Origin of the sequence: Kibdelosporangium banguiense, from assembly GCF_017876405.1 — a bacterium.
GTDB lineage: Bacteria > Actinomycetota > Actinomycetes > Mycobacteriales > Pseudonocardiaceae > Kibdelosporangium > Kibdelosporangium banguiense.
Genome location: NZ_JAGINW010000001.1, coordinates 8,709,783 through 8,723,254, shown reverse-complemented (window position 1 = coordinate 8,723,254; position 13,472 = coordinate 8,709,783). Strand labels below are relative to the sequence as shown.

The 13,472-nt window shown below is 67.8% G+C and carries 12 protein-coding genes; 6 read left to right on the top strand and 6 right to left on the bottom strand.

The annotated features are described in order from the left end of the window. Window positions 1-64: 64 nt before the first annotated feature. Window positions 65-655, top strand: coding sequence for a Uma2 family endonuclease (locus tag JOF56_RS39655; protein WP_209648749.1), 591 nt, complete (start codon window positions 65-67; stop codon window positions 653-655). On the opposite strand, the gene JOF56_RS39650 is transcribed toward JOF56_RS39655, so the two are convergent. From JOF56_RS39650 to JOF56_RS39640, 3 genes are all read right to left on the bottom strand, one after another. Next, a complete protein-coding gene (locus tag JOF56_RS39650; RefSeq protein WP_209644543.1) occupies window positions 633-1,619 on the bottom strand; it encodes an LLM class flavin-dependent oxidoreductase in 987 nt (328 codons plus the stop codon). The genes JOF56_RS39655 and JOF56_RS39650 overlap by 23 nt on opposite strands. A 148-nt stretch (window positions 1,620-1,767) precedes the next feature. Beyond that, window positions 1,768-6,048: a GH92 family glycosyl hydrolase gene (locus JOF56_RS39645; RefSeq protein ID WP_209648748.1), complete on the bottom strand. Its 4,281-nt coding sequence runs from the start codon at window positions 6,046-6,048 to the stop codon at window positions 1,768-1,770. A 133-nt stretch (window positions 6,049-6,181) separates the two neighbouring features. Continuing rightward, window positions 6,182-6,763, bottom strand: a complete 582-nt coding sequence (locus JOF56_RS39640) for a TetR/AcrR family transcriptional regulator (protein ID WP_307855462.1) — start codon at window positions 6,761-6,763, stop codon at window positions 6,182-6,184. Window positions 6,764-6,865: 102 nt separating this feature from the next. Between JOF56_RS39640 and JOF56_RS39635 the strand changes: the two genes are divergently transcribed. Then, entirely contained in the window at window positions 6,866-7,789 is a 924-nt protein-coding gene (locus JOF56_RS39635) for an oxidoreductase (RefSeq protein ID WP_209644542.1), read from the top strand. 159 nt (window positions 7,790-7,948) lie between these two features. After that, complete coding sequence (locus tag JOF56_RS39630; RefSeq protein ID WP_209644541.1) at window positions 7,949-8,605, top strand: class I SAM-dependent methyltransferase; 657 nt, start codon at window positions 7,949-7,951, stop codon at window positions 8,603-8,605. Here the strand turns inward: JOF56_RS39630 and JOF56_RS39625 are convergent. Next, window positions 8,583-9,677: a tyrosine-type recombinase/integrase gene (locus tag JOF56_RS39625; RefSeq protein ID WP_209644540.1), complete on the bottom strand. Its 1,095-nt coding sequence runs from the start codon at window positions 9,675-9,677 to the stop codon at window positions 8,583-8,585. The genes JOF56_RS39630 and JOF56_RS39625 overlap by 23 nt on opposite strands. Window positions 9,678-9,713: 36 nt before the next feature. Next, entirely contained in the window at window positions 9,714-10,292 is a 579-nt protein-coding gene (locus JOF56_RS39620) for a TetR/AcrR family transcriptional regulator (protein WP_209644539.1), read from the bottom strand. Window positions 10,293-10,456: 164 nt separating this feature from the next. Between JOF56_RS39620 and JOF56_RS39615 the strand changes: the two genes are divergently transcribed. Next, window positions 10,457-11,326 carry an NmrA/HSCARG family protein gene (locus JOF56_RS39615; RefSeq protein ID WP_209644538.1) on the top strand — a complete coding sequence of 290 codons (870 nt, stop codon included), beginning with the start codon at window positions 10,457-10,459 and terminating at the stop codon, window positions 11,324-11,326. Between the two features lie 25 nt (window positions 11,327-11,351). Here the strand turns inward: JOF56_RS39615 and JOF56_RS39610 are convergent, their stop codons facing one another. Continuing rightward, window positions 11,352-12,506, bottom strand: coding sequence for a winged helix DNA-binding domain-containing protein (locus tag JOF56_RS39610; RefSeq protein ID WP_209644537.1), 1,155 nt, complete (start codon window positions 12,504-12,506; stop codon window positions 11,352-11,354). 98 nt (window positions 12,507-12,604) lie between these two features. On the opposite strand from JOF56_RS39610, the gene JOF56_RS59700 reads away from it, so the two are divergent. Beyond that, window positions 12,605-12,730: a MerR family transcriptional regulator gene (locus tag JOF56_RS59700; protein ID WP_281065553.1), complete on the top strand. Its 126-nt coding sequence runs from the start codon at window positions 12,605-12,607 to the stop codon at window positions 12,728-12,730. A 1-nt stretch (window position 12,731) separates the two neighbouring features. Then, the gene (locus JOF56_RS39605; RefSeq protein WP_209644536.1) at window positions 12,732-13,367 is read left to right on the top strand and encodes a PadR family transcriptional regulator; all 636 of its coding nucleotides are present in this window, start codon (window positions 12,732-12,734) and stop codon (window positions 13,365-13,367) included. Window positions 13,368-13,472 lie beyond the last annotated feature (105 nt).

Sequence of the window (13,472 nt, the reverse complement as noted above, 5' to 3'; positions counted from 1 at the left end):
TCTCTATCGGGTTCGCATGCCCGTGCAACGCCGGCGGGCAAGGTGAGGAGGAGCCGTGACCGCGATGGAGCACTGGCCGACACAGTTGTACACAGTCGGTGAGTACGCAGCGCTCGGCGAAACCGAATTTCGAACCGAGCTGCAGGAGGGCCACCTCTTGATGTCGCCAAGCCCGAAGCGGCGCCATGTGTTGGGGATCAGGGCACTGGCCAGGCAGATCGAGGATCAGCTGCCAGGCGGCTTCGAGTGGGAGGTTCTCACTGAGATCGATCTTGACCTGGGTCTGGTCCCGCCCGATCAGCCTGGGACTGTGCGGCAACCGGATCTGATGGTCGGTGATGGCCTGGCGTTCGAGCGGGCCGAGGACAACGGCGAGACGATGAAGGCGGCTGACGTCCTGCTCGTGGTGGAGTTCGTATCACCAGGCTCGCGCCGGATGGACTACAAGATCAAGCGATCGGAATATGCCGATGCCGGGATCCGGCACTACTGGATCGTCGATGTGAAGGAGCCGATCTCGCTGCGCATGTGCGAGCTCACCGAGACTTCGGGCTATGTCGACAAAGGTGAGGTGATCGGCGGATTCACCACGGCGGAGCCCTTCCCGATGACCATCGACCTCGCAAGCCTGGTCAGGCGGCGAGCTGAGGGATGACCTTGTCGCCGAAGAGGCGGATCGAGGCCAGGACCTCGTCTGGTGGCAGGCCGCCGACATCGATCAGGACAAGGTGTGCGTCGAGACCCAGCAGGCTCTGCAAGGCGTTGAGCCGGTCGGCGACTTCTGCGGGATCGCCGCAGACCGCAGCGCCCTCCATGAGGGTGTCGATGTCCAGTGCCTGCCCGTCGCCCCGCCACGGCTCGGCGAACGCGGCGTAAGCCGACAGGTAGGGCCGCCACAGCTCGCGTGCGTTGCTCGGGGACACGAAAACGTGGCTGGGCAAGGCGACCCGGCCGGGCCTCGTGAGGCGGGACCGATATCGGGCCACCACGTCGGCGTACGCGTCCGGTGAGCGCAGTGTGCTGGGCAACATCAGCGGCATGCCCAGCTCAGCCCCCAGATCCGCGGAAATCGCGGAGCCGCTGCCGATCCACACAGTGGGGTGCGGTTTCTGCAGAGGCCGAGGCGTGGTGGTGACGTTGGCCAGCGGAGTACGGAACGTACCGTTCCAGGTGACGTTCTCCTCCTGCAGCAACTGCAGCAGCAACCGGAGATACTCGTCGAACCGGGGCCGTAGATCGGACGGCTCGATGCCGAACGCGAGATCGGTCTCCTTGGAAACACCACGCGCGACGATGAGCTCGGCCCGGCCACCGGACAGAACGTCGAGAGTCGCCAGCTCCTCCGCGACACGAACCGGATCGCGGTGCGGAAGCAGAGTGACGCCAGTGGACAGCCGCAACGTCGAGGTACGCGCGGCAATGGCAGCGAGCAGAAGCTCCGGCGCGGAGACGATGTAGCGGGTGAAGTGGTGTTCACCGATGGCCACCCCGGCGAACCCGGACTGCTCGGCGACGACGGCCTGCTCGACCATGGCATGCACCCGGTCAGGCTGGGACACCGACTGCCCCGTGCGTGGGTCCGGCAGGTGATCCCCAAGGATCAGCAGGTAGACCTCCACGGACCGAGATCCTACCGGCGGCCCCGGAAATCTGTGGACAACCACCACCAGCGGATCTTCGATGCCCCAGAACTGTCAGCCCCCACGGCTAGGCTGGATGTCGGGGGGCCGTGGCCGCAGGCATACGCACCCACGGCCACGGAACAGGTCAGATCTGGGCGCACTGACCTGTGCGGGGCCCGTTGACCTGGTTGGTCAGTCCGTTGTTGGTGGGAGCCGGGTTGTTGCCGGTGCAGCTGACCGGGCCCTGGACGGTCGACGAACCGACGACTGGGCCCTTGTTGTCCACTAGCGACACTGGGCCGCTGATCCGGGCGGCGCCGAGGCTGACCTCGCCGCGGGTTGCGGTCAGGGTGACGGGTCCGTTGACCTTGGTGCCGATCAACGCCACCGCCGCGGCCTGGGAGCCGGTGACCGGTCCATTGATGGCGCCGCCGAAGGCGTAGAGCGAGGCGCCCGCGTCGATCTGGACTGGTCCGCCGATGGTGGCGTCCTGCAGGCATACGACGCCGGTGACGCGCAGCGGTCCGGTGTGGGTGCCGGTGATCGTCTGGGTGCACGCCGGGGTCGGTTTGGCCAGGAACTCGATTTCGGCCAGGGTGACCGGCCCGCCGAACTCCAGCCGGTACTGGGTGTAGCGGCCGGGTTTGGCGACCTTGAACGACTTGGTCTGCCGGCGCCACGGGAAGCTCTGGGCTTTGCGTTCGTCCACCACGGCCCAGTTCTTGCCGTCGAAGGAGCCTTTGAGCACCCAGTCGCGGGCGTCCGCGCCGGTGGCCTTCGCCGAGGTCACTGTGTAGAACTCGACGATGTCGTGTGGCCGGGCGGGCGTGAAGGCGATCTGCGAGACGGTCGCCTCGGTCTGGGAGTCGTTGTCGAACAGCGGGCCGGTCAGGTTCGAGGTGTCACGCAGCGGTTTGGCGACCTCGGTGCCCGTGGTCAGCGACGGCGGGACCGCGTCGGCGCCAGTGCCCCACGCGGAGGGCTTGGGTCCCATGTCGAAGTCCAGCGTGCCGCCGCCGGCGAGCTGATCGTGGGTCAGGAACGTCTTGTCGTAGGGCCTGCCGTTGACCTTCAGGCCTTGGACGTAGATGTTCTGCTTGGAGTTCTTCGGCGCGTTGATCACCAGTTTGCGGCCGTTCTCCAGGTTCACCGTGGCCTTGGTGAACAGCGGTGAGCCGATCGCGTAGGTGGGGCTGCCCATTTGCAGCGGGTAGAAGCCCAGTGCGCTGAAGATGTGCCACGCGGACATCTCGCCGTTGTCCTCGTCGCCGGGGTAGCCCTGGCCGATCTCGCTGCCGATGTAGAGCCGCGAGGTGATGTCGCGGACCTTCTCCTGCGTTTTGTAGGGCTGGCCGGTGTAGTTGTACATGTACGGGATGTGGTGCGAGGGCTGGTTGCTGTGCCCGTACTGGCCCATGCGCACGTCGCGGGCCTCGAGCATCTCGTGGATCGTCCCGCCGTAGGAGCCGGGGAAGCGCGCGGTCTCGGGGTCGCTGAAGAACCTGTCGAGCTTGGCGGCGAGTTTGTCGCGGCCGCCGTAGAGGTTGGCCAGGCCCTGGCCGTCGTGCGGGACGGTGAAGGCCATGTTCCAGCCGTTGGTCTCGGTGTAGTCGTAGCCCCACACGCGCGGGTCGTAGGTCTCGGGGGTCGTGCGCCACTGGCCGTCTTCGGACTTGCCCTGGAAGAAGCCGATGGCCGGGTCGAACATGGTCACGTAGTTCTGGGCGCGGTTGCGGAAGTATTCGGCGTTGTCCAGGTACTCCTGTTTGCGCGGGTCGCCGGGGGCGGCGCGGTCGTGCAGGGCCTGGGCCATCTTGGCGATGCCGAAATCGTTGATGTAGCCCTCCAAGGCCCAGGACATGCCTTCGCCGGTGGAGGTCGGGGTGTAACCAAGGAAGATCGACTTGTCGATGCCCTTGCGGCCCACGCTCTGGTCGGGCGGGGTGACGGTGGCGTTGCGGACGGCCGCGTCGTAGGCGCCGCGGGCGTCGAAGTTGGTGATGCCCTTGAGGTAGGCGTCGGCGAAGGAGACGTCCGAGCTGGTGCCGGTCATCAGGTTGGCGTAGCCGGGGGAGGACCAGCGGGAGATCCAGCCGCCGTCGCGGTACTGCTGGACGAACCCGTCGACCATCTCACCGGCCTGCTTGGGGGTGAACAGGGCGTAGGCCGGCCAGGTGGTGCGGTAGGTGTCCCAGAAGCCGTTGTTGACGTAGACCTTGCCGTCGACGATCTTGGCGCCGGTCTGGGTGGGGGTGTCAGGCCCGGTCTTCGGGACGAACGCGCTGGCGTACTTGTAGGCCGGCCGCTGGGGTGTGCCGGTGTTCTCGAAGCCGGAGTTCGGGTAGAGAAACAGCCGGTAGAGGTTGGAGTACAGCGTGGTCAGCTGGTCCTCGGTGGCACCCTCGACGGTGATGATCTTGAGTTTGTCGTCCCAGGCCCGCTGGGCACGGGCACTGACGGCTTCGAGAGTGTCGCCGGCGGCGATCTCCTGCTCGAGGTTCTTGCGGGCCTGCGCGACACTCAGCAGTGAGGTCGCGATCCGCATGGTCACGGTCTTGTCGGCGCCGGCGTCGAACTTCAGGTAGCCGGTGACGCTCGGGCCGCCGCCCCCGGGCAGCATGCCGCCCGCGGTCACGGGCTTGTCGAACGTGGCGTAGACGAACAGCCGGCCGGCGCCCGCGGACAGTCCACTTCGGACGTCGGAGTAGCCGGTGATGGTGCGGCCCGCCGGGTCCAGGGTCAGGCCGCCGTTGTTGTCGACGTTGTCGAAAATGAGGTTCGCTGCGCCGGGGAAGCCGAAGCGGAACATCGCGGCATGGTCGGTGGGTGCCATCTCGGTTTTGACGCCGTTGTCGAACTGCACGCTGTAGTAGTGCGCTTTGGCGGTTTCGTTGCTGTGCTTGAACGGCAAGGCGCGGGCGGTACGGCCCGCGTTGGGGGTGCCGTCGGCTGTGGACGGCATGATCTGGAAGGTCTGCCGGTCGCCCATCCAGGGGCTGGGTTCGTGGCTGGCGGAGAAGGCCTGCAGGGTGGGCAGGTTGTCGGCATTGTTGCCGCGGGCGTAGTCGTAGAGCCAGCTGGTGGAACCGGCGTTGGTGACCGGGGTCCAGAAGTTGAAGCCGTGCGGCACGGCGGTGGCCGGGAAGTTGTTGCCGCGGGAGAAACTGTTGGTGGCGTTGGTGCCACGGGTGGTCAGGACGTGGTCCGACAGGGCGGCGTAGGTCTTGCGGGCCGGGGCGCCGGCGATCTTGACGTCGTCGACCCAGCCTTTGAACCCGGTGGGGCCCTTGGGGTTGTCGTAGGCGAGCAGGATGCGGTCGATCGTCTTGCCTGCGGCGATCTTGCCGATGTCGGAGACGATGTTGTTCCACTGCTGGGTGTAGAGGGTGCGGGAGGCGGCCTGGCCTTGCGGGGTCAGGGCGTTGCCGTGCTGGTCGAGCGCGCCGAGGTCGCTGAGGTAGGTGCCGTCGGTGAACGCGAGGTCGATCGCGGCGTGGGTACTCGGGTAGTTCAGGTCGTCGAGCAGGAACTCGGGGAAGATCAGATACGACAGCTGGGTGGCCGGGGTGACGACAACGTTGACGTCGAACACCTTGTTGTAGGAGTACGCATGCCCTGTGGCCAGGTGGGTGCCGACGTAGCGGAAGGCCTTACGGCCGGTGAACCCGGTCTTCGGACGGGCGGTGAAGGCGCTGGTGGGGCCGTCGCCGACGGTGGTGGTCATGTTCGGGGCCACCGTGATGCGGGACTCGTCCTGCGGCGTGGTCTCGGAGAACTGGACCTCGGCCAGTTGCACGATCGGATCGCCGTTGTTGGCGGTGAAGTCCAGGCGGTAGTAGAGGTATTCACCGCCACCGGCGAACGTGTACTGCTTGGTCTGGAACCGTTGCTCGAAGCTCTGGCCGGTCCGGGTGTCCAGAGTGGTCCAGTTCTCGCCGTCGGTGGAGCCTTTCAGGGTCCAGTCGCGTGGGTCGCGGCCGGGGAAATCGTTGGCCGAGGTCAGCGCGTAGCGCACGACGCCGACCGGCTCGGCGAACTTGAACCGCACCCAGCCGGTGGGTTCGAACACCAGCCACTTGGTGAGCGGGTCGGCGTCGACGAGGTTCTCCTTGACCTCGTCGGAGCCGGGGTTCTCGCCGTTGGCGGTGATCTCGGTGACCCGGTCGGTGATGTCGCCGGGGATGCGGGTGGGATCGTCGCCGTTGACCCCGGCCGCCTTGGGATTGCCCGCCGGGTCGGTCTCGGCGGTGCTGGTCCAGGTCGGCTGGGTGTCGCCCGGCTCGAACGACGAGGAGAAGTCCGTGGGGCCTCCAGGCTGGGCGGCGGCGGGATTCGCCAGCAGTGTCGTCGACAGTGTCACGCCTAAGGCGGCGGCCGCCAGGCGTGTGGTTCCCAGTCTTGGCCAGCCGGTCCGCCGGTGCCCCATCGTGCTCGCCTCCGCGTCGAGGAAAGGTGAGGAACTCACGGCCCTGCCCTGGGCCGCGCGCCACAGGACAACCCAGGCTGACATCGATGTCAAGACGTTGACACCGACCTGTCCGCCGGCTACGGCAGTTGGCCTACGACGACCGGGGGAGCCCGCCGAGCACGATGTCCACTAACTGTTCGGCGAAGTCGGTCGGCAGTTCGGTCTGGCGGACCAGCACCCGGTACCAGATCGCGCCGGCGAGTAAGTCCACTGTGGTCGCCGGGTCGGCGCCCGGCGCGATCTCGCCGCGCGCCACGGCGCGTTCGAAGATGGGCCGCTCGGCCTTGAGCCGCTCGGCACACAGCGTCGCCACGAATTTCGCCAGGCCGGGGCGGTCGAGGCCGCCCAGTGAGGCCCGCGTGACCCGGCTGCCCTCCTCGCCGGTGAGCAGGTCGATCACCTGGTGGGTCACCGCGATCAGGTCGCCGCGCAGGCTGCCGGTGTCGGTCACGTCCACCTTCAGCAGGTCGGTCTCGACGAATGCCGTGCACAGCAACTCGTCCTTGGACGGCCACCAGCGGTAGATGGTGGTCTTGTTGACCCCGGCGCAGGCCGCGACCCCCTCGATGGTCAGCCCGTCGTATCCGTGCCGGACCACCAGGTCGAGGGTGGCCCGGTAGATCTCGGCGGCCTGCCGGGGGCCTTTCCCCGGGCGCCTGGTCTCGCTGAACACGTCCAGAACACTACGCGACGTTGCGTTGCGCCGCCAGTCGGAGTAGCGTGAAACGCAACGCACCGTTGCGCCACGGGGCGAGCTCGCAAGGAGGAACAAGCTATGAGTGCGAAGTGGACCGCGGCCGACATCCCGGACCAGACGGGCCGGATCGCGGTGGTCACGGGGGCCAACAGCGGTCTGGGGCTGGTGACGGCCCGGGAGCTGGCGCGTGCCGGTGCCCATGTGGTGGTCGCGGCGCGTGACCCGAAACGCGGCGCCAGGGCGATCGACGAGATCACAGCCGCGGTGCCGCACGCCGACCTGGAGTTCCAGCCGCTGGACCTGGCGGATCTCGGCTCGATCGAGCGGTTCGCCGGGGCGATGTCCATCCAGCACGACGGACTCGACCTGCTGATCAACAACGCCGGCGTGATGGCGTTGCCCTACCAGCGGACGGCGGACGGATTCGAGCTGCAGTTCGGCACGAACCACCTGGGCCACTTCGCCCTGACCGGCCGCCTGGCCGGATTGCTGACCGAGCGGCCGGACTCCCGCGTGGTCACCGTGTCCAGCGGCCTGGCCCAGCGAGGCCGGATCGACTTCGGCAACCTCCAGGGCGAGCGGAAATATCAGAAATGGGCGGCGTACTCCAACGCCAAACTGGCGAACCTGCTGTTCGCCTTCGAACTCGACCGCCGCCTGCCCCGCGTCGGCAGCTACGCCGCCCACCCCGGCTTCGCCGCCACCAACCTGCAGCCCGCGTCCGCCAAGGCCACCGGCAACAAACTGGTCGAACTCGTCGTCGGCCTCGGCAACAAAATCATCGCCCAGGACATGGCCATGGGCGCACTGCCCACCCTGTACGCCGCGACAAAACCCGACCTGCCCCGCGGCTCCTACGTAGGACCGGACGGCTTCATGCAACAACGCGGCCACCCCAAAATCGTGCGCGCCATCCGCGCCGCCTACGACGAGGACACAGCCCGCAAACTCTGGGAGGTCTCCGAAAAGCTGACCGGCGTCCACTTCGGCGCCCCCGTCTAGACAAGCTGCCGATGTCCTGAAACTCCTCCAGGATTCAGCCGTCCGCGGAACGCTGAGGCCGCGGACCTTGAAACTTCCTCGGCTAGCGAACAGGCCGGGTCGAAGGTATTGAGGCGGCCACCGGGAGGCCGGGACAGGGCGGGCTGGGACCATGGCGGGATGACTGCCGCCTTTGTCCGGGCAAACACGCGCCTGGGGACTGCCCCGCATGTGCCGGAGATCCAGCTCTATCTGGCTGATGACGCGATCGAGTTGTGGGAGCGGGTGGAGGCCGAGGTCGGGGAGACTGACCTGGCGCCGCCGTTCTGGGCGTTCGCGTGGGCAGGCGGTCAGGCGCTGGCGCGGTATGTGCTGGACAACCCGTCGCTGGTGGCTGGGCGGCATGTGCTGGATTTGGCGGCCGGGTGTGGCGTGGTGGCTCTGGCGGCGGCCAAGGCAGGCGCGCGGCGGGTCGTGGCCAACGAGATCGACCCGTTCGCGATCGATGCGATCGCCCTGAATGCCGAGGTCAACGCGCTCACGGTCGAGTCGGTCCTGGGCGACATGCTCGACGGTGACGCCGACGGCGCCGATGTGGTGCTGGCCGGTGACATCTTCTACGACAAGGCGGTCACGTCGCGGATGATGCCGTTCATCCAACGCCTGCAGGCACGCGGCGTCACCGTGCTGGTCGGCGACCCGGGCCGGGCGCATCTGCCGCAGGAGAAGTTCGAGAAAGTCGCCCGGTATGAGATCTCGGTGCCCAAGGCACTGGAGGACGCGGAGGTGAAGACCACGACGGTGTGGCGTCCGCTCAGTCCGGTTGATGGCGGCTGATCACCGCGGCGAGCGTGTACACCGGGGAGGAGTCCAGCTTGTGACGGGCCGCGTCGTAGCCGCGGGTGATGCGGATGTCGTTGTGCGACAACAAGTCCTGGACCTTCTCGATGGGGACGCCATTGGCCAGCAGCGTCGTGGCGACGGTGCGGCGGGAGGTGTGCGGGGTGATGCTGTCGGCTGAGGCCAGGCCGGCTTCCCGGGCGTAACGGCGCAACGCGATCCACACGTCCCGCTGGGTCAGCGCGCGGCCGCCGACCTTCGACGGGTCGCGCGGGTGCGGGGTGGTGACCAGCAGCGGGCCACGGGGTTCGCCTTCGCGCGCCGTGCGCAGCTGCAGGTAACGGTCGAGCGCGGCCAGGACCGGAGGGGCGAGCGGCACGAAGTCCCGGGTCTGGCCTTTCTTGGTGTACCAGAGGATTCGATGGCCGCGGTCGTAGGCGAGGTCCTCGACCTGGGCCGTGGTCACACCGGACACACGCAGCCCGGTGTGGAACATCAGTGACAACAAGGCCGCGTCCCGATGCGCCGCCTCACTGTTGACCCGTTCGGCGCGCTGGTTGACATGGTCAAGCAGCGCGGCGGTCTCCGCCTCCGACAAGGCCGGGAACGGTGACTGCTGATCCAGTTTGGGCCGCTTGACCGCCGACACGGGGTTGCGCTCGGCGACGTCATTGTCCTCAAGGTACTGATACCAGCTGGAAATCGCGGCCAGCCGACGCGCCACAGTGGACGATGAGGCCTTCCGCAGTGAACCGTCCTTGGCGGTGACCGTCAGCGTCGCCTTCCACGCGTCCACATCGGCCCGGCGCGCCTGCAACGGGTCCAGCCCGGTCCGCCGGCACCAGTCCAGCCACGCACTCAGATCCGCGAAATACGCCCGCCTCGTGTGCTCGGTCTTGTCCGCCTCCAACCACAGCACCGTCAACGCCCGGATCCCATACCGGTCACCCGGATCCACCGGCGGCAACGCGGGCAACGTCTGCACCGCGTCCGCAAGCTCGGCCCGCAACGCAGCCGGATCGCCCGGCTCGACCTCACGCCCCGCCCGCCGGACAAGATCCCCAGTCATGCCCTGATCATTCCACTCGGGCCCGGAACATGTCGGCTATGGGCGCAGGCCGTTGACGAGCAAAGCCAGCAAACGGTCGGGCAGGTGCGGGTCGTCGCTGTCCTTCTCGGTCACCAGCGAGATGCCGTTGACCAGTTTGAGCAGGTCGACCAGCTTGACGTCCGCGCGGACAGCGCCTTCCTGCTGGGCACGGTCGAGCAGGCGGCCGCCGGCGCCGTAGATCATTTGGTGGCATGAGCGCGCCACGGCCGAGTCGGCGTTGTTCAGCGCGACCATGAGGGCGGTCGCCAGGCCGCGATAGGTGTTCGAGTGGTTGATCACCAGGCGCAGGAACTGCATCAGGCCCTCACCGGCGTCCGGTGCCGCCAGCAACTCTGTGGCCTGGTCGAGCAGGGCCTGGATCTGCAGCTGGAAGACCGCCTCGATCAGATCCAGCCTGGTGGGGAAGTGCCGGTAGAGAGTGCCGGAGCCGACACCGGCCCGTTTGGCGATGTCGTCGAGTGGCGCGTCCGTGCCGTGCTCGGCGAATGCCGCTTTGGCCGCGTCGAGCAGCCGTTCATAGTTTCGCCGCGCGTCCGCGCGCATGGGCCGGACGGGGTTGGCCGTGCTCGCCATCAAACACCCCTTGCGTAACCGGGGACTGTCTCCGTATGGTAGACCGCATAAGCGGGGGCTGTCCCCGTTTAAGGTCGGCGTCGTCCTTTCCTGCGCCATTGTCCCGCAACGGGCTGATCAGGCTGATAGGGGCGCGCAACCTTGATATTTCTCCGGAGGACGGCATGATCCTGGTACTCGGCGCGACCGGCCAGCAGGGCGGCGCGACAGCACGGCATCTCATCGCGCGCGGCACGCACGTCCGCGTCCTGGTACGCGACACGGGCACTCCCGCCGCTCAGGCACTGGCTGAAGCCGGAGCCGAACCGGTCCTTGGCGACATGAGCGACGTCGACTCCCTCGAATCGGCCATGGCCGGAGTCAGCGGTGTGTTCAGCGTCCAGCCGCCGGGCGGCGACGAATTCGAACTCGGCACCAACGTCGTGGACGCCGCAGCGGCAGTCGGTGTGGACCACCTCGTCTACGCGTCCGTCGCAGGCGTCGACAGGGCCAACAACATCGGGAGTTGGGCGACCAAACAGCGAATCGAACAGCACATCCGGTCGACCGGCCTGCCCACGACATTCCTGCAGCCGGTGAAGTTCATGGAGAACCTCACCCATCCGCGATTCCTGGACACCGCGACGGGACAGCTCAAAGAGCCGTGGGACCCCGACACCGCCACGCAGGTGATCGCCGTCGACGACATCGCCGTGTTCGCCGGCATCGCCTTCGCCGACCCGGCAACCTACACCGGTCAGGCCCTGGAGCTCGCCGGAGACGAGCTGTCCCACAAGGACATGGCCGCGGCGATCACTGAGGCCATCGGGCGGACCGTCACCTACCAACACCTCACACCGGAGCTTCTCGCCGCGCACTACCCGGAGCTCGCCCGGAACTACCAGGCGGCCCTGGACTTCATGGGCAAGAACGGCGGCTGGCACGCCGACATCCCGGCGCTGCGGGTGATCCACCCAGGCCTGATGGACTTCCGCACATGGCTGGACCGCGTCGGCGGGGCCAAGATCAGCGCGTTGTTCACCGATCAGGCGTGAGCCGGGCAGAACAGAGCCGTTCTGGTCAGAGCGACAGCTTGCGTTCCAGCGGGGTGCGGAAGCGGGGCGTGACGCGGACACCGTCGAGCCAGTGGTGAAGGCGGGCGGCCTCGGCTGTGATGGCGGCTGTTGGCTCCTTTCCAAGGTCTTCCAACAAGTTGAACACGATCTCGCCGTCCGCGCGCTGGGCCCAGCCGCCGACTATCCGGCCGTCGGCCCAGACTGTCGGGCCGATGTTGCCGGTGCGGTCGAACAGGGCAGGGCCGTGCGGCCCGAGGAACCAGTCGCGGGACTGCCAGCCCATGGGGGTGGGATCGAGGGCCGGCAGGAGCGCGACCCACGGGTCCGGGGTGGCCACCGGTTCCAGGTCGCCGGCCAGGGCGATGCCCGGGGTTCCGTCCAGGTCCACCTCGGCCGGGCCGAGCTCGGCCAGCGCCTTCTTGGTCTGGCCCGCCGTCCAGCCGGTCCACCACCGCAGGTCCGTGATCGGGGCCGGACCGTAGGCGGCGAGCCACCGACGGGCCAGCTCGACCCGCGCGGCCTCGGGTGGCCACGTGGCCCGGGCCGGTAACCAATCGTCCAGAGTGGACCACGAGTACTGGCCGCTGAGCCACGACCCACGCGGCCGGCCGCGCACGATCCGGCCGTCGGCAGCCAGCAGCCCCAGGACACGGGAGGTGATGAACGCCTTCGCCCCATAGCTCTTGTCCGGCGCGTACACGAGCTCGGTCCGCAGGCGGGGCTCATCCTGCGAGAGCTCCGCGGCGGTCGCCGAGCCCCGAGCGGCCAGCGCGGCCGCCACCGAATCCTCCACTTCGGACAGCCATTGACCGTTCTTGCCCACTGGGGCCAGGTGCTGCTCCAGGCCACGCCGCAGCCGCGCGGCCACATCCCGCGTGCAGGCCTCCTGGACGACAGGGACCAGACCGGCACCCACCACGAACATGGTGCGGCGCATCCCCAGCATCCGCACCACAGTCCGGTCCTCGTACAGCGCGCGCTCGACTGCCGGGATGTCAGGCACGCGCTGTCGGGCGGCGGCAGCCAAGTGAACAGTCGCCGGATCGGTCGCGTGCAACGCCACCATGGCCTCGGCCACCTCGTCGACGGCCGCCGCCCTGGCCGCCAGCAGGTGCCGCACGCCAAGCCTGGCCCGCCGCTGCCCGATCCCGATTTTCATGACTTCGTCTTACCAGGCCCCTCTGACAATTACCGCGTTCGGCCTGGTCACGGCTTGTGCACGGATCGTCTGCAACGTGGGCCTAATAATGTGGCTCCATGACGCCGCTGACCGCCATCCGTGAGTACGCCAGGCTCGTGCGGGAAGGCCCCGGCAACGAGAAAGACCGCTTGGAGCTGATCACCTGCAAAGTCCAGGGCGCCGTCGGCGGGCTGTGGACCTGACATGTCCGCGACACGGCTGCTGGTACTCGGCGTGGTGCGCGGGTTCGGCCGCGCGCACGGCTACCTCATCCGCGCCGAGCTGCTCCGATGGGGCGCGGAGAGCTGGGCGAACATCAAATGGGGCTCGCTGTATCACGCGCTGCGCAAACTCGCCGAGGAAGGCCTGCTCACCGCCGGTGACATCGACGAGGCCGGACGCGTCGACCATGAGATCACCGCACGCGGCGAAGCGGAGTTCTTCCGGCTGCTCAAAGCCGCCCTGCGGGAACCACAGCCGCGCCCGGACATGCTCGCCGCCGGGCTGTCGCTGCTGCCCGCGCTGAGCAGGGCCGAGGCGATCGAACTGTTGGAGGTCCGCCACCGCACACTGCGCACCAGCCAGGACGAATACCAGCACCAGAACGACAACTGGGAGCGTGCGCCGCACATCCGGGAACTGTTCGGCCTGTGGACCCACACCGCTGCGGGCGGTGCACAGTGGACACAGCAGATGATCCGGCGCCTGCGGGCAGGGACGTACCTGATGGCGGGGGAGCCCGGCGCGGTGTTCGGCGTCCCGGGCGCGTGGCCGCCGGACGCCGAACTCGCCGGGTATGGTCCAGACAACTACTCGCCAATACCTGGCCCATCTGGTTGATCGCCCACGTCACGCCGCTATTTTCCACCGGTGTGAACTGTCCGATTCCGCCGTTCGGGCGTAGCTGTGGTCTAGACCTCGATCTAACGTGGTCCAGACCATAAT

Bases quoted from the DNA above. Each gene is read 5' to 3' on its own strand.
- JOF56_RS39630 (WP_209644541.1), top strand. From the start codon at position 7,949: ATGACTGCCGCCTTTGTCCGGGCAAACACGCGCCTGGGGACTGCCCCG.
- JOF56_RS59700 (WP_281065553.1), top strand. From the start codon at position 12,605: ATGACGCCGCTGACCGCCATCCGTGAGTACGCCAGGCTCGTGCGGGAA.
- JOF56_RS39610 (WP_209644537.1), bottom strand. From the start codon at position 12,506: ATGAAAATCGGGATCGGGCAGCGGCGGGCCAGGCTTGGCGTGCGGCAC.
- JOF56_RS39605 (WP_209644536.1), top strand. From the start codon at position 12,732: ATGTCCGCGACACGGCTGCTGGTACTCGGCGTGGTGCGCGGGTTCGGC.
- JOF56_RS39625 (WP_209644540.1), bottom strand. From the start codon at position 9,677: ATGACTGGGGATCTTGTCCGGCGGGCGGGGCGTGAGGTCGAGCCGGGC.
- JOF56_RS39615 (WP_209644538.1), top strand. From the start codon at position 10,457: ATGATCCTGGTACTCGGCGCGACCGGCCAGCAGGGCGGCGCGACAGCA.
- JOF56_RS39645 (WP_209648748.1), bottom strand. From the start codon at position 6,048: ATGGGGCACCGGCGGACCGGCTGGCCAAGACTGGGAACCACACGCCTG.
- JOF56_RS39620 (WP_209644539.1), bottom strand. From the start codon at position 10,292: ATGGCGAGCACGGCCAACCCCGTCCGGCCCATGCGCGCGGACGCGCGG.
- JOF56_RS39655 (WP_209648749.1), top strand. From the start codon at position 65: ATGGAGCACTGGCCGACACAGTTGTACACAGTCGGTGAGTACGCAGCG.
- JOF56_RS39635 (WP_209644542.1), top strand. From the start codon at position 6,866: ATGAGTGCGAAGTGGACCGCGGCCGACATCCCGGACCAGACGGGCCGG.